General features: G+C 34.7%; 15 protein-coding genes and 1 tRNA gene. 8 read left to right on the forward strand and 8 right to left on the reverse strand.

Annotated features, from left to right (window positions below):
- Positions 1 to 9: 9 nt before the first annotated feature.
- The 3 genes from G3A47_RS19305 to dnaA form a co-directional block, all read right to left on the reverse strand.
- Positions 10 to 723 (reverse strand): SAM-dependent methyltransferase, encoded by a 714-nt coding sequence (locus tag G3A47_RS19305; RefSeq protein WP_166925376.1) that lies wholly within the window; start codon positions 721 to 723, stop codon positions 10 to 12.
- A gap of 73 nt (positions 724 to 796) precedes the next feature.
- Positions 797 to 1264 (reverse strand): low molecular weight protein-tyrosine-phosphatase, encoded by a 468-nt coding sequence (locus G3A47_RS19310; RefSeq protein WP_166925378.1) that lies wholly within the window; start codon positions 1262 to 1264, stop codon positions 797 to 799.
- Positions 1265 to 1273: 9 nt separating this feature from the next.
- Entirely contained in the window at positions 1274 to 2701 is a 1428-nt protein-coding gene (dnaA, locus tag G3A47_RS19315) for a chromosomal replication initiator protein DnaA (protein ID WP_041517015.1), read from the reverse strand.
- A 188-nt stretch (positions 2702 to 2889) separates the two neighbouring features.
- Here dnaA and G3A47_RS19320 point away from each other — a divergent pair, with 188 nt between their 5' ends.
- The gene (locus G3A47_RS19320) at positions 2890 to 3294 is read left to right on the forward strand and encodes an acyl-CoA thioesterase (protein ID WP_166925380.1); all 405 of its coding nucleotides are present in this window, start codon (positions 2890 to 2892) and stop codon (positions 3292 to 3294) included.
- Between the two features lie 31 nt (positions 3295 to 3325).
- Here G3A47_RS19320 and G3A47_RS19325 read toward each other — a convergent pair whose 3' ends face one another.
- The 3 genes from G3A47_RS19325 to ribD are packed head-to-tail and all read right to left on the reverse strand — an operon-like array spanning position 3326 to position 5614.
- Entirely contained in the window at positions 3326 to 3958 is a 633-nt protein-coding gene (locus G3A47_RS19325) for an IMPACT family protein (RefSeq protein WP_166925382.1), read from the reverse strand.
- An 11-nt stretch (positions 3959 to 3969) separates the two neighbouring features.
- Positions 3970 to 4572, reverse strand: a complete 603-nt coding sequence (locus G3A47_RS19330) for an HAD family hydrolase (protein WP_166925384.1) — start codon at positions 4570 to 4572, stop codon at positions 3970 to 3972.
- Positions 4565 to 5614, reverse strand: coding sequence for a bifunctional diaminohydroxyphosphoribosylaminopyrimidine deaminase/5-amino-6-(5-phosphoribosylamino)uracil reductase RibD (ribD, locus tag G3A47_RS19335; protein ID WP_166925386.1), 1050 nt, complete (start codon positions 5612 to 5614; stop codon positions 4565 to 4567). The genes G3A47_RS19330 and ribD overlap by 8 nt, the downstream gene beginning before the upstream one ends.
- Positions 5615 to 5709: 95 nt before the next feature.
- Here ribD and G3A47_RS19340 point away from each other — a divergent pair, with 95 nt between their 5' ends.
- Together G3A47_RS19340 and prmC are read left to right on the forward strand one after the other, a co-directional pair.
- On the forward strand, positions 5710 to 6195 hold the full coding sequence (locus G3A47_RS19340; protein ID WP_166925388.1) for a GNAT family N-acetyltransferase: 486 nt from the start codon (positions 5710 to 5712) through the stop codon (positions 6193 to 6195).
- Positions 6196 to 6283: 88 nt separating this feature from the next.
- Entirely contained in the window at positions 6284 to 7138 is an 855-nt protein-coding gene (gene prmC / locus G3A47_RS19345) for a peptide chain release factor N(5)-glutamine methyltransferase (protein WP_166925390.1), read from the forward strand.
- 125 nt (positions 7139 to 7263) lie between these two features.
- Here the strand turns inward: prmC and G3A47_RS19350 are convergent, their stop codons facing one another.
- Positions 7264 to 8508: an ABC transporter permease gene (locus G3A47_RS19350; RefSeq protein WP_166925392.1), complete on the reverse strand. Its 1245-nt coding sequence runs from the start codon at positions 8506 to 8508 to the stop codon at positions 7264 to 7266.
- Between the two features lie 203 nt (positions 8509 to 8711).
- Between G3A47_RS19350 and hisS the strand changes: the two genes are divergently transcribed.
- Entirely contained in the window at positions 8712 to 10139 is a 1428-nt protein-coding gene (hisS, locus tag G3A47_RS19355) for a histidine--tRNA ligase (RefSeq protein WP_166925394.1), read from the forward strand.
- Positions 10140 to 10304: 165 nt separating this feature from the next.
- Positions 10305 to 10375: transfer RNA gene (locus G3A47_RS19360), tRNA-Trp, on the forward strand.
- A 418-nt stretch (positions 10376 to 10793) separates the two neighbouring features.
- Here the strand turns inward: G3A47_RS19360 and G3A47_RS19365 are convergent.
- Positions 10794 to 11282 carry a hypothetical protein gene (locus G3A47_RS19365; protein WP_166925395.1) on the reverse strand — a complete coding sequence of 163 codons (489 nt, stop codon included), beginning with the start codon at positions 11280 to 11282 and terminating at the stop codon, positions 10794 to 10796.
- 327 nt (positions 11283 to 11609) lie between these two features.
- Here G3A47_RS19365 and G3A47_RS19370 point away from each other — a divergent pair, with 327 nt between their 5' ends.
- The 3 genes from G3A47_RS19370 to G3A47_RS19380 all read left to right on the forward strand — a co-directional run bounded on the left by G3A47_RS19370 (position 11610) and on the right by G3A47_RS19380 (position 14496).
- Entirely contained in the window at positions 11610 to 12188 is a 579-nt protein-coding gene (locus G3A47_RS19370; RefSeq protein WP_166925397.1) for a nucleotide exchange factor GrpE, read from the forward strand.
- A gap of 104 nt (positions 12189 to 12292) precedes the next feature.
- Complete coding sequence (gene dnaJ / locus G3A47_RS19375) at positions 12293 to 13405, forward strand: molecular chaperone DnaJ (protein ID WP_166925399.1); 1113 nt, start codon at positions 12293 to 12295, stop codon at positions 13403 to 13405.
- Between the two features lie 161 nt (positions 13406 to 13566).
- On the forward strand, positions 13567 to 14496 hold the full coding sequence (locus G3A47_RS19380; protein ID WP_166925401.1) for an ABC transporter ATP-binding protein: 930 nt from the start codon (positions 13567 to 13569) through the stop codon (positions 14494 to 14496).
- The last annotated feature ends 31 nt before the right edge of the window (positions 14497 to 14527 follow it).

Below are 14527 nucleotides of genomic sequence, written 5' to 3' on the forward strand. Positions count from 1 at the left end.
GGTGTTGGTTTACATCTTGTGAATGATAAAAATAGTTGGTCGGTTATGAAGGTCAACTTTGAGTTTTTTCCAGTCCGAAATGCGCATTGTTTTAATGAATTCTGTTGGTAAGGTAATGTCTGTAGCGATACAAAGATGAGTGGCCGGATTTAGAATTTGTAAAATATCTTCAACCAGTTTGTTGTTTCGATACGGCGTTTCTATAAAAAGCTGAGATTGGTTTTTATCGTGTGATAATTTTTCAAAATACTTTAATGCCGATTTTTTTTCGTCTTTGTCAATTGGTAAATACCCATTGAAAGTAAAACTCTGGCCATTCATTCCGGAAGCCATCATGGCTAATAAAATAGATGAGGGCCCAACTAAAGGAACAACCTGGATTCCTTTTTCATGTGCCAATTTTACAATCACAGCACCCGGATCGGCAACACCGGGACAGCCGGCTTCGCTCATTAGTCCCATGTTTTTTCCTTCCAGTAAAGGTTTTATAAAGTCTAAATGTTCGCTTGGCTCTGTACGTTTGTTGAGTGTAAAAAGAACCAATTCGGATTGTTTCTTTTCTGGATAAACCGCTTTTATAGATTTTCGGGCCGTTTTGTCGTTTTCGACTATGTAATAATCTATAAGTTCGATACTTCTTCTTACTGTTTGCGGTAAAACGTCCATCGGATCGCTTTCGCCCATAGTGGTTGGAATCAAATATAATTTTCCTAGAAGTTTCATGTGCGTTTCTTTAAATTTATAAACAGATTAGCTCTCAATTGTCTTTTTTACAAGTCAATTGAAAGGAGGCAAGTTATGAATATTTTTCGATAAGTTTTCTGGCAATTAGCTCTGTTGCTTCGTCCAGCATTTCGTAAACATTGTCAAAGCCATTAGAGGCTCCAAAATAGGGATCAGGAACATCTACGTTTTCGTCAGGAAATAACTCATTTAGAATAAGTTGTACCTTGTTTTTGTGTTCCGGTGTTTTGGCAAGAAGAGTTACATCGTGGTAATTGGAAATATCCATTACATATATATAATCAAATTCATCGAAGTCAGCAGTTTTAAATTGTCTTCCTTTTTGATGACTGATATCCAGGCCATTTTTTTGAGCAACGGCAATAGAACGTTTATCGGGTGAGTGACCAACATGCCAGGAGCCGGTTCCTGCAGAATCTACCAGAAATGTATTTTTGGGCAACTTGGAGGCTAAAATTCCTTCAGCTAAAGGAGATCTGCATATATTCCCCAAACAAACCATTAAAATCTTTACTGGCATGGTGCGCGTTTATAGCGTTAGTTTTTTGTTGATGTCTTCTACAAATTTCTTGAATTGTTTGTCTGTAGAAACTAAATTGTCAACTGTTTTACAGGCGTGCAATACAGTAGCGTGATCGCGGTCTCCAATTTGTGAACCAATATTTGCTAAAGAAGCTTTGGTGAATTTCTTTGCAAAAAACATGGCCAATTGTCTTGCTTGTACAACGTGCCTCTTTCTGGTTTTAGATTGAAGTGTTTCAATGTCTAATTGGAAATAATCAGAGACAATTTTCTGGATATAATCGATAGAAATTTCTCTTTTTACGTTTTTAACAAATTTCTCTACTACACTTTTAGCCAACTCAATGGTTACTTCTTTTTTGTTAAAAGAAGATTGAGCGATTAAGGAAATAATAGCACCTTCTAATTCTCTAACGTTAGATTTGATATTGCGGGCAACATATTCAATAATGTCTTCCGGCATTTCAACACCGTCACGGTATAAGATATTTTTTAAGATCGAAATACGGGTTTCGTAATCCGGCTGATGTAATTCAGCAGATAATCCCCATTTAAAACGGGACAATAAACGCTGCTCAATATCCTGCATATCAACAGGAGCCTTGTCAGAAGTTAGAATTACCTGTTTTCCGTTTTGATGTAAATAATTGAAAATATGGAAGAATACGTCCTGAGTTCCTGATTTTCCGGATAAAAACTGAACGTCGTCAATAATTAAAACGTCGATCAATTGGTAAAAGTGAATGAAATCATTACGATTGTTCTTCTTTACCGAATCAATATATTGTTGTGTGAAAATTTCGGCAGAAATATATAAAACCGTTTTTTCAGGATATTTGTCTTTTACTTCTACACCTATAGCATGTGCTAAGTGTGTTTTACCCAAACCAACACCTCCAAAAATTAACAGAGGGTTAAAAGAAGTTCCTCCAGGCTTATTGGCAACAGCCATACCTGCAGAACGAGCCAAACGATTAGAATCCCCTTCAAGGAAATTGTCAAAACTGTAGTTGGCATTTAACTGCGACTCAATTTTTAAATTTCTGATTCCGGGAATTACGAAAGGATTTTTAAGTTCAGGATTTAAGTTTTTAAACGGAGCATCAACCTCTTGCGGTTTCATTGGCACTCTGTTGGCACTTGGCAGCTGTTCGGTAAACGGCTGTTTATTACCATAAGTGTTTTCCATTTTAATTTTATACAGTAACTTTGCGTTTTTCCCTAGTTCTTTGGTAAGCGCAACTTTCAATAATTTAACGTAATGTTCTTCGAGCCATTCGTAGAAAAATTTACTTGGAACTTGAATGTATAATGCGTTATCGGTTAGTTCAACTGATTTGATTGGCTCAAACCAAGTTTTGTACGCCTGGTCTTGAATATTGTCTTTTATAAAAGACAAACAGTTTTCCCATACCGATTGAGCAGTTTTAGTCATATATTCGAGTAAATTTTGTATATTATTGATAAAGATTCTCCTAATAAAAAAGGAGCAATTTTATTCCGTATTTCGGGATAACAAATATGTGAACAAATTTCTTTAAAAAAAAATAATTTGAACTCTAATTTTATAAAAAAATGTTGTAAGGGGACTTTTATAAACTAAATTTTTTTAATCTATAAATAATGAAAAATCATCAAACTCAAGTACGAGTTCGTTACTCTGAAACCGACCAAATGGGGGTTGTTTATCATGGAAATTATGTTCCCTATTTTGAGATAGGACGCGTGGAATGGCTTAGAGATAAAGGGATTTCGTATAAAAGCATGGAAGAAAGCGGTATTGGATTGCCAATTGTTTCGATGCAGATAAATTATAAAAAATCTGCTCGCTATGATGAGCTTCTAACCATCCATACAACGTTTAAAAGTCAATCGTCTGTGAAGATCGAATTCGATTGCGAAATCTATAACGAAGCAAATGAGTTATTAACAACGGCAGTGTTTATTTTGGTATTTATTTCGCTAAAAACAGGTCGCCCAACAGCCCCTCCAAAATATATTTTAGAGTTGTTTGAAACCCTTGTATAATTGTTAAATTGTGAGGTGTTTTTATTGGAATTTATAAAGTTTTAATATCGATTTCAAACATTAAATCAAAAATGTCGAATATTATTTCGGCATTTTTTTTTCGTGTTTTGGTCTCAATTTTGCCAATTGGCAGTCCTGAATCTTCATTCATTTCCATTTCCTGAGAGACAATATCGAGTTTTTTTTCTTTGATAACCCGCATCACTTTATTCATATTCTTGTAATCAAAAGAAATTAAAAAATGCACATCGATCGTTTTTTCGATTATTTCACAAACTTCAAGTGCCATTTGGGCAGTTGTTCTATAAGCAGAAATCAATCCGCCAACACCTAGTTTAACACCACCGAAAATTCGAACTACGACTATTAGTACATTTGTTACACCAAAAGATTGTATTTGTCCGTATATGGGTGCGCCTGCTGTATTGCTGGGTTCTCCATCGTCATTGGCGCGATAGGTAATTTTTGCTCCGCTGCCTAATTGGTAGGCATAGCAAAAATGAACAGCATGCGGATGTTGTTTTTTTAAAGTCTCGATAATAGGTTTTACTTCTTCTTCGTTTTCGATGGGGAAAGCGTAGCCAAAGAATTTACTGCCTTTTTCTTTTAATAAAACCTCTTCTGATTCGAAAGCAATGGTTTGGTAAGTGTCGTTGTAGTCCAAAAGTAAAAAGCTTAAAGTATGTTTTTCTCGAATAAATCAACAACATCTTCCTGTCCAACCTGTAAATTCCAGACATTGAAACCTAAAGCAGCAGCGCCGTCTGTGTTCTCTTTTTTATCGTCTATAAATAAGGTGCGTTTTGGAGATAGCTCGTGTTTGTTGATCAGGTATTGAAAAACATCTGCATTTGGTTTTCGCATTCCAATTTCAAATGAAAAATAAACTTTTTCAAAACATTGATAAAAATCGCTGTAAAAGGAAATGCCACTTTTGTTTTCGAAAGTTTCAATATGAATAGAATCGGTATTGCTCAATAAAAACAATCGGTACTTATTGGTGAGCATTTGCAGAAATTCTAAACGGTATAAAGGGAAATCTGCCAAAATAGCATTCCAGGCCTCGAGAATTTCTTCTTTTGTGGTATTTGGAAGTTCTTTTTGGAAACCTCCAATAAATTCATCCGGCGAAATATCACCGGTTTCAAACAACAAGTTTAAACGATCTAGTTCTGAACTCCATTCTGTCATGCCTAATTGCTGCAATTTAGAAATGGTAGCTTGTTTATCTAAATTGATAAAAATGTCTCCGAAGTCAAAAATTATAGTATCAATCATGATTTCTAATGTGTATTAATTCATCAGTTATGAGGTGTGTTTTGGATGCCTTATTTCGGGCTATTGCCGGTGCTTTTGTTCCTTTTCCGAAAGTGGTTTTTCCTATGAAAATACAAGCCTCATCCCAAATATCCTGATCAATAAAAGTTTGTAAAGTTTGTAATCCACCTTCAATTATAATAGATTGAATCTGGTTTTGAAACAAAATTGCTAAAAGCTGTGGTACTATATTTTGATTAAAATCAATTACCTCAAAGGTAGTGTTTTCTTTTTGGACGGCAATTTTTGAACCTGTTAATACGATTGTTTTAACACTGTCGTCAAAAATAAAACTGTCTTTTTCGATTCGGTTATGTCGGTCCAAAACAACTCTCACGGGATTATGCCCACTCCAGTCCCGAACGTTTAATTTTGGATTATCGTCTACAACGGTTTGCGTTCCCACAAGAATTGCTTGCTCTTCACTTCGCCATTTGTGAACCAGTTGCCTCGAATACCCATTGGTTATCCAAATCGGTTTTCTGCTTTGGTTGCTTTCTTTTTCAGGTGCCAGAAAACCATCCTGAGTTTCGGCCCATTTCAGAATAATATAAGGTCTTTGTTTTTGATGAAAGGTAAAAAAACGTTTGTTGAGTTCGTTGCATTCTGCTTCTAAAACACCTACAACAACATTTGCACCAGATTCGATTATTTTTTTGATTCCTCTTCCGGCGACTTTTTCATTGGGATCTACAGTGCCGACTACTACGTTTGGAATTTTATTCTCAATTATTAAATCACAACAGGGCGGCGTTTTTCCAAAATGACTGCAGGGTTCTAAGCTGACATATATGGTAGCTTTTTGTAATAACGATTTGTCTTTTACTGATCGAATCGCATTTACTTCCGCATGTGGCTCTCCTGCTTTTCTGTGCCAGCCTTCGCCAATAATTCGGTCTTCGTAAACAATTACGCTTCCTACCATTGGGTTGGGGTAAGTAGTTCCCAGGCCATTCCTGGCCAATTCGATGCAACGCTTGATGTATTTTTCCTGTATGTTCACACTACAAAAGTAGTTATTTTTCAGTTTACGATTTCGTTAAGAAAACTATCGGAAAACTATTTTTACTTTTGTAGGTATAAGCAGCATAGACAAAAATGGAAAATTGGAATATCAGAAAAATTGAAAAGAAAGACAATCAGGAAGTTGCGAAATTAATACGTTCGGTTTTTGATGAAATGGAGATTCCAAAAGTCGGAACTGCTTACGAAGATCCTTATCTGGATTTAATGTTTGAAGAATATAAAAAACCGAAATCAGCTTATTTTGTAGTCGAAATTCAGGGAAAAGTTTTGGGTTGTGCCGGAATTGCACCTTTGGAAAATGCAGATTCGAAAATTTGCGAATTGCAAAAAATGTATTTTTTACCTGAAACAAGAGGGTTGGGAATTGGCAGTGCAATGATGGACATCTGTTTGCAGCAAGCGAGGGATTTTGGTTTTGAAAAATGTTATATCGAAACGATGCCTTTTATGCATGCTGCTCAAAAGTTATACAAAAAAACGGGTTTTGAGTATCTCGATGCACCAATGGGAAATACCGGGCACTGTTCTTGCCCTGTATGGATGCTAAAAGATTTGTAAAACGAATTGTAACATATTTTATTTTTCATTACTTATTATCACAGAATGCTACTGGTTTTAATCGAAAATTAATGCTCAAACACCCAAAATGAAAATCAAACAATACCGTACTCAATTTATAAAAGAGCTGTCGTCTTTTTATGATGCCTATGAAGCAGAAAGTTTTTTCTATTTAATTTTAGAAAACAAACATAAACTAAGACAAATTGATTTGGCTTTAAATCATGAATTGGTTTTTAATCAATCTGATTTTGCATTTTGGGATATTATTTTGGAGGAGTTAAAGAAAGAAGTTCCTATTCAGTATCTTTTGGGGAAAACCAATTTTTATGGGTTGGATTTCGAAGTTAATGAAAATGTACTGATTCCAAGACCGGAGACCGAAGAATTGGTAGAATGGATTGTAAACGAAAATGCTAAAATTGATAAAATTAAGACGTTGAAGATTTTAGATATCGGTACAGGAAGTGGCTGTATTGCTATCTCATTGGCCAAAAATCTTCCGAACGCAAAAGTTTATGCTATCGACGTTTCGAAAAAAGCATTGGAGACAGCAAAACGAAATGCCATAAATAACAAAGTTGAAGTCATTTTTATGCTTAATAATGTATTGGAGTTAGAGGAACTACCACACGATTTTGATATCATTGTTTCAAATCCGCCTTATGTTCGCAATCTGGAAAAAGAGGAGATTAAAAAAAATGTATTGGACTATGAACCGCATTTAGCACTTTTTGTGGAAGATCACGATGCTTTGATCTTTTATAAAAAAATTGCTTCTCTGGCTCAGGATAATCTGTTTAAAAATGGACAGCTGTATTTTGAAATTAATCAATACCTGGGTAAGGAAATGATTGATTTACTTGAAGAAATGGAATTTAAAAATATTGAGTTACGCAAAGATATTTACGACAATGACAGAATGCTGAGAGGTTTTCTTTAGTCGGTAAATTCAGAAGAAAGAGTCCGAAACCTCGATTATGATTGACTTTATTATATTCTGAAAATGACTTCTTTAGGCTCGATTTTCAGTAAACTGTGACTGTGACTGAAAACTGTAACTAGAAATTACTCATATCGCAAAGCTTCGATAGGATCTAACTGAGATGCTTTTATTGCAGGGTATAAGCCCGAGGCCAGAGCAACAAGAAAACTGGTGATAAAAGCAGCCATAATCGCTACCCATGGAACAACAAAAACAAAATCCATGGCAGAGGCAATACCATATCCTAAAAGTATTCCCCATACAATCCCTACTAAACCGCCAATTTGTCCAATTAATAAAGTTTCGATAAAAAACTGAACGGCAATTGTTGATCTTTTTGCGCCTAAGGCTTTTCGAACACCAATTTCACGGGTACGTTCGGTAACAGAAACAATCATGATGTTCATTAAGGCAATGGAAGAGCCTAAAATGGTTATGACGCTTATGACAACGGAAGCCCAGCGTAAATATATAGTAATGCTTAAAATTCGGTTGATTAAATCGTCGCTTCGACCAATACCAAAATTAGAATCACGTACAGGGCTTAATTTTCGAACTCTTCGCATGACGCTGGTGGCATTATCAACGGCCTCATCTAAAAACTCCTTTTTTGAGACCATGGCACTGATCGTATAGTTGATGTTGGGAGCTGTAAATAAGGAACGAGCTACCTGAATCGGAATTAAAACCCGTAAATCCTGACTGTTTCCAAATGTTGATCCTTTTTCTTTCAAAACTCCGATAACTTTAAATCTGGCACCTCGTATCGAAATTATTTTATCAATTGGATTGACATCTTTTAAAAGACCTTTCTCAAAATCGGATCCCACAACACAAGAATACGTATTGTTGTCAATATCAAACGAATTAAAACTACGACCGGAGCTAATCTCTAAACCGGAATTGGTTATAAAGTGTTCATCGACACCAAGGATTGTAATTTCGGGATCTGTTTTTTGATCTAAATATTTAACTTCGGCTTTTGAAGTTGCTGTAAACGAAAGCGAAGTTTCGGTAAAAGGATATTTGTATTTGTTTTTAAAAGCAACGGCTTCCGGATAGGAGATAATCGGATTTATAATTTCACGCTCGTTACCACCACTGTTTTTAAGATTGTTTTCGTATTGGTTAATGTTGAACGTATTTGCCCCCATTGATGCAAAATTGGTAGAAATGGTGTTTTCTAGTGCTGTAACAACGGTAAGAATTCCAACCAAAGCAGTAATTCCAATAGCAATAATTAATACGGTAAGAATAGTACGTAGCAATTGTGTTTTGATAGAACCAAACGCAATTCGAATATTTTCTCTGAATAATTTTAGCATCATGACCAATTTGTCACGAAAATACGTTTTTTGTTACAAGTTTGTTTTCGAACGGACAATATTTATTTTAAAAAATAAGATATTTGCAAACGATTTTAGGATTCAGAGAATCCAAAAGAAAATAATCTAAAAAAGAGTTTTTGAATTTTAAGTTTCAAAAGAAAAGAGACTTAAAATCTAAAATCCAAAATCTAAAATAAATTAAGATGGCATCAAAACCAAGTATACCAAAAGGAACGAGAGATTTTTCACCTGCAGAGGTGTCAAAACGTCAATATATTATTCAAACCATAAAAAGTAATTTTGAGAAATTTGGTTTTCAGCCTATTGAAACACCCTCATTTGAAAACTCAGAAACCTTAATGGGGAAATATGGAGAAGAGGGAGATCGTTTGATTTTTAAAATATTGAATTCAGGTAATTTTTTCTACAATAAAAAGAATAAAATCGAATTACCGGAATCTATAGAAGAATTACAAATAAATTCTGCTGAAACAATTGACACGAATCAGAGAATTCAATTGAATAAATTTACAGGAACGATTTCAGAAAAAGCCTTGCGTTATGATTTGACGGTTCCGTTTGCCAGATACGTGGTGCAACACCAAAATGAAATTGAGTTTCCTTTTAAAAGATATCAGATTCAACCGGTTTGGAGAGCAGATAATCCGCAAAAGGGTCGTTTCAGAGAATTTTTTCAATGTGATGCCGATGTGGTGGGATCAAAATCATTGTGGCAGGAAGTAGAATTGGTGCAGTTGTATGATGCCGTTTTTACAGCTTTAAAATTAGAAGGCGTAACAATTAAAATCAATAACAGAAAGATCTTATCCGGAATTGCAGAAGTAATTGGCGCTTCAGATAAATTGATTGATTTTACCGTTGCTTTAGATAAACTCGATAAAATTGGTGAAGAGGGCGTAAAGAAAGAAATGATCGAAAAAGGAATTTCTGAAGAGGCAATAGTTAAGGTACAACCACTTTTTGGTTTTACAGGAACTTTTGCGGATAAAATCGCTCAGCTTTCTACTTTGTTAAGTTCGTCTGAAGAAGGGATGAAAGGAGTAGAAGAGTTGCGTTTTATTTGTGATAATGTGGCTGCTTTAGGTCTTTCTACTGCAACGCTGGACCTTGATGTGACTTTAGCACGTGGGCTAAATTATTATACCGGAGCTATTTTTGAAGTAGCTGCTCCTAAAACAGTTGCTATGGGGTCTATCGGTGGTGGTGGAAGATACGATGATTTAACCGGTATTTTTGGTTTGAAAAATATGAGTGGAGTAGGAATTTCTTTTGGACTGGACAGAATTTACTTGGTTCTGGAAGAACTTCAATTGTTTCCTGAAACTGTTGCGGCAACTACCAAAGCAATTTTTATAAATTACGGAGATACGGAAGCATTGTACGCGTCACAGGCTATTCAGAAATTGAGAAACGAGAATATAAAAGTAGAACTGTACCCTGATAACGTAAAAGTGGGCAAACAGTTCCAATATGCTGATAAACGATTCATTCCTTTTGCCGTAATCGCAGGGGAACAGGAAATAGCATTAAATTCTTATTCACTTAAAAATTTGGTAAGTGGTGAGCAGATTTCTGTAGATTTTGAAGGGTTGAAAAACGCATTGATTTAATAATGAGGATTTAAAGATTTGTTTCGCGCAGATTCAGCAAATTTCAGCAGATTTTAATTGATTCTACTAATAAAAAAAACGATGTATATCCGCTTAAATCTCAATAAAACTGCGTGAAATAGTTGCAGGAAAAGAAAAAAAACTTTTAATTTGCGACCTCAAGTTACGGGCGTAGTTCAAGGGTAGAATAGCGGTCTCCAAAACCGTTGATGGGGGTTCGAATCCCTCCGCCCGTGCAATAAAAAAATAGCAATGACAATAGTTATTGAAGGTTTTAAAAACGCTTTGATTTAAAATTTTTACCACTCCCGATAAATATTGGTAGTGGTATTTTTTTTTTTTGAAAATCCTTTAAGTTTAAGGCATAAAAAAAGCTTCGTCTGAAATAGGCGAAGCTTTTTTTTAATATAAGGTAAACTTGAATTAATAATTATTTATAAAGCCGAGGCTAAACCCTTAAATTCAATTTTAATTTGGTAATATTTTTGTTTTTTGTTTGAAGTTCAAATATACCATTTACTAAAACGTAATAGTCTTAAAATTATACTAATTTTTTGAGTTGAAAAACAGGTAGTTTTTTAGAATTGATTTTTAAATAACAATGAACTATTTAGCCTGTAGTTAGTTGTGTTTGATCTTTTAAAGGTATTTTGGTTATGACAGATTTTTGCTTTTTTTTAAAATTTGTGTGTAGTCTGCGAATTCGGTATTTTGAAGTTCTTCATTAATTACGTTTTTTGCGATATTGTGATCGGTAACGGTACATTCAATTTTTATAGTGTCCGGCTTGTTACCAATAATGTTACAATACCCAAGACTTCTTAATTCTAATAAATGGTTGATCCATTCTTCAAGTTTGTATTGTTTTTCTAAGTCGTTTTCTGTTTTGCAAGGATGATTTTTATATTCAATCAGTAAGACTGAAAATTTGTTTTCATCAAACTCTTTGTATCCTTCTTTTCTTTTTGTTTTGATTTTGTTTTTAATGGTTCGTGAGAAATTGGCAAAAATGCTGCTTTTAACTTCTTCGTATTGTCCTATTTTTCCAATAGTTCCCCAATAAGTAAGGGCCGTTTTTTCGTCAATTTGCCAAATTTCCCAATAATTGAGTTGGTTGTGGATTGTTTTATAAAGTTTAATCATTTTTTTTAGTTGCGATATAAAGTTCTTAATTAGGGGTAGATTAGAATATGCTTGAATAAGATACAGTATCTGCAATTGCAATGATTTTTTTCTTTATATCTGTAAGGTTTTAATTTATTAACGATTAATTAGGAGGGATAAGTTCTTTGAGATTTAATTTAATGATAGTTGGTTTTTTCTATATTCGCCTACATGTACTTTGGTTTTTTAGATTGCATTTTGAAGCCTAATTGTTTTTTTTGAATAAATTTTATTTTTGTCAAAGTGACAATTTGACATTTTAGAAGATTTGGCAGTACTTTTGCAGTCCAACAGAAAGAATAAAAAATGAAGTTTAAAAATATTTTTAAAAATAAAAGTAATATGACTACGGAAAATACAGAATTCGATCAGGAATTAGATGAAGTAACGTTAGAGAACAATGCCAACGGAGAGCAGTTAATTGTTGAAGAATTAAGTGTTGAAGAGCAATTAGCTCAAGATTTGGCAAAAGAAAAAGATAAGTTTCTGAGATTATTTGCCGAATTCGAAAATTACAAAAAAAGAACTTCAAAAGAGCGTATCGATTTATTTAAAACAGCAAACCAGGATGTTTTGTTAGCTATGCTACCAGTTTTGGATGATTTTGACAGAGCAATTGTAGAGATAAACAAATCTGAAGATGAAACTCTGACAAAAGGGGTGGAATTAATTCACGAAAAACTAAAAAGCACTTTGGTTGCTAAAGGTTTAGAGCAGGTTGAGCTTAAAGCAGGTGATGCTTTCGATGCTGATTTTGCTGAAGCAATTACTCAAATTCCTGCACCTTCTGATAAATTGAAGGGTAAAATTGTTGATGTTATAGAAAAAGGATACAAATTAGGAGACAAAATTATTCGTTTCCCTAAAGTAGTTATCGGTAACTAAAATGCAAATGAAATTCTGAAAACCAATTATTGAAACATTGGATTTTGGGATTTAGGATTTGGTCATAAGCGCTAATGAACTGGCGAAGCAATTTAACTTAGATTATGAAAAAAGATTTTTACGAAATACTTGGCATTTCAAAAAATGCTGATGCTGCCGAAATAAAAAAAGCGTACCGAAAAAGTGCACTAAAATACCACCCGGATAAAAACCCGGGCGACAAAGAGGCAGAAGAAAACTTCAAATTGGCAGCAGAAGCTTATGAAGTTTTGAGTGATCCGAACAAAAAAGCTAAATACGATCAATACGGACATCAGGCATTTGATGGTTCCGGAGGATTTGGTGGTGGCCACGGCGGGATGAATATGGACGACATTTTCAGCCAGTTTGGTGACATTTTTGGTGGCGGATTTGGCGGATTTGGTGGCGGTGGAGGCGGAGGCCCTCGTCGTGCTAAAGGAAGTAATCTTCGAATTAAAGTGAAACTGACTTTAGAAGAGATTGCCAATGGAGTAGAGAAAAAAGTAAAAGTAAAACGTAAAGTTCAGGCCAAAGGGGCTACCTATAAAACATGTACAACCTGTAATGGTCAAGGTCAGGTTATGCGTGTGACAAACACCATTTTAGGAAGAATGCAATCTGCATCTACCTGCCCGGCTTGTGGTGGTTCAGGACAAATTTTAGATAAAAAACCTTCTGAAGCAGATTCACAAGGAATGGTTTTGGAAGACGAAACTGTATCGATCAAAATTCCGGCCGGTGTTGTTGACGGTATGCAGCTTAAAGTTTCCGGAAAAGGAAATGATGCTCCCGGAAACAGTATTCCAGGTGATTTGATTGTAGCGATCGAAGAGTTAGAACATGAGTTTTTGAAACGTGAAGGAGAAAATGTTCACTATGATTTGTACATCAGTTTCCCGGAAGCCGTTTTAGGAATTTCTAAAGATATTGAAGCAATCAACGGAAAAGTACGTATCAAATTAGAAGAAGGAATCCAGTCCGGAAAAATCTTAAGATTAAAAGGAAAAGGAATTCCAAGTATAAATGGTTACGGAAACGGAGACTTGTTAGTTCATGTAAATGTATGGACACCAAAAACGTTGAATAAAGAACAAAAACAGTTTTTTGAAAATGCATTAAACGACGATCATTTTATTCCAAGCCCTGAAAAATCAGAAAAATCATTTTTTGAGAAAGTAAAAGATATGTTCTCATAGATTAGACTTTTTTAAATGATCAAAATAAAGACAAAACCCATCCTGAGAAAAACATTAGGATGGGTTTTTTGCGTATTAGTACGCAGATTCGCTTCGAATTATTTACTTTTACAATCTTGTATCACAATGATCAAACTGACGCAGAAAATTCTAAAAACAGCATGAGCAACTTACTCGAAGTACATAAAGTCGTAAAACAATACGGTGATTATGTAGCGCTTAACGAAGTTTCATTAAATGTACCAAAAGGTAGTATTTATGGACTATTAGGTCCTAATGGAGCCGGAAAAACATCCCTTATTCGTATTATAAACCAAATTACTTTGCCCGATAGTGGCGAGATTATTTTAGACGGCGAAAAATTGCAGCCCAAACATGTGCAGACTATTGGTTATTTGCCCGAAGAAAGAGGTTTGTATACTTCAATGAAAGTAGGAGAACAATGTTTGTATCTCGCACAAATGAAAGGGCTCTCTAAAGCAGAAGCCAAACAGCAACTGGAATACTGGTTTGATCGTCTGGGAATTCAGGGTTGGTGGAACAAGAAAATTCAGGAACTTTCTAAAGGAATGGCGCAGAAAATACAGTTTGTAGTTTGTGTCTTGCATAAACCTAAATTACTGATTTTTGACGAACCGTTCTCAGGCTTTGATCCTGTAAACGCCAACGTTATTAAGGATGAAATTTTAGCCTTAAAAGAACAAGGCGCGACGATTATTTTCTCTACACACCGTATGGAAAGTGTTGAGGAACTTTGCGATCATATTGCTTTGATTCATAAATCAAATAAATTAATAGAAGGAAAAGTTAATGATGTAAAACGTCAGTTTAGAACGAATAGTTTTGAAGTAGGGATATTAACGGGGAATGTAGAAGGATTGATGTACGATATCACACAGAAATTCACAGTGGCTCCGGCTCAGTTTAAATCATTAAATGATGATTTGAAGTTAGAGATTCAAATCGGGAATGCAACTCCAAACGAACTATTGCATCTTTTGACACAACGCGGACAAGTGACGCATTTTGTCGAAAAAATCCCTAGTATCAATGATATTTTTATCAAAACCGTAACGGAAAACAAAAATTAAAAACCAAAACATAAATTCCAAATTCCAAAGT

The sequence above is a fragment of the Flavobacterium poyangense genome (assembly GCF_011751075.1).
Taxonomy (GTDB): Bacteria; Bacteroidota; Bacteroidia; order Flavobacteriales; family Flavobacteriaceae; genus Flavobacterium; species Flavobacterium poyangense.

What these genes read in the sequence shown, in the direction of transcription:
- G3A47_RS19305 (WP_166925376.1), bottom strand. Translation starts at nt 723, where the DNA reads ATGAAACTTCTAGGAAAATTATATTTGATTCCAACCACTATGGGCGAA.
- G3A47_RS19310 (WP_166925378.1), bottom strand. Translation starts at nt 1,264, where the DNA reads ATGCCAGTAAAGATTTTAATGGTTTGTTTGGGGAATATATGCAGATCT.
- dnaA (WP_041517015.1), bottom strand. Translation starts at nt 2,701, where the DNA reads ATGACTAAAACTGCTCAATCGGTATGGGAAAACTGTTTGTCTTTTATA.
- G3A47_RS19320 (WP_166925380.1), top strand. Translation starts at nt 2,890, where the DNA reads ATGAAAAATCATCAAACTCAAGTACGAGTTCGTTACTCTGAAACCGAC.
- G3A47_RS19330 (WP_166925384.1), bottom strand. Translation starts at nt 4,572, where the DNA reads ATGATTGATACTATAATTTTTGACTTCGGAGACATTTTTATCAATTTA.
- G3A47_RS19340 (WP_166925388.1), top strand. Translation starts at nt 5,710, where the DNA reads ATGGAAAATTGGAATATCAGAAAAATTGAAAAGAAAGACAATCAGGAA.
- prmC (WP_166925390.1), top strand. Translation starts at nt 6,284, where the DNA reads ATGAAAATCAAACAATACCGTACTCAATTTATAAAAGAGCTGTCGTCT.
- G3A47_RS19350 (WP_166925392.1), bottom strand. Translation starts at nt 8,508, where the DNA reads ATGATGCTAAAATTATTCAGAGAAAATATTCGAATTGCGTTTGGTTCT.
- hisS (WP_166925394.1), top strand. Translation starts at nt 8,712, where the DNA reads ATGGCATCAAAACCAAGTATACCAAAAGGAACGAGAGATTTTTCACCT.
- G3A47_RS19365 (WP_166925395.1), bottom strand. Translation starts at nt 11,282, where the DNA reads ATGATTAAACTTTATAAAACAATCCACAACCAACTCAATTATTGGGAA.
- G3A47_RS19370 (WP_166925397.1), top strand. Translation starts at nt 11,610, where the DNA reads ATGAAGTTTAAAAATATTTTTAAAAATAAAAGTAATATGACTACGGAA.
- dnaJ (WP_166925399.1), top strand. Translation starts at nt 12,293, where the DNA reads ATGAAAAAAGATTTTTACGAAATACTTGGCATTTCAAAAAATGCTGAT.
- G3A47_RS19380 (WP_166925401.1), top strand. Translation starts at nt 13,567, where the DNA reads ATGAGCAACTTACTCGAAGTACATAAAGTCGTAAAACAATACGGTGAT.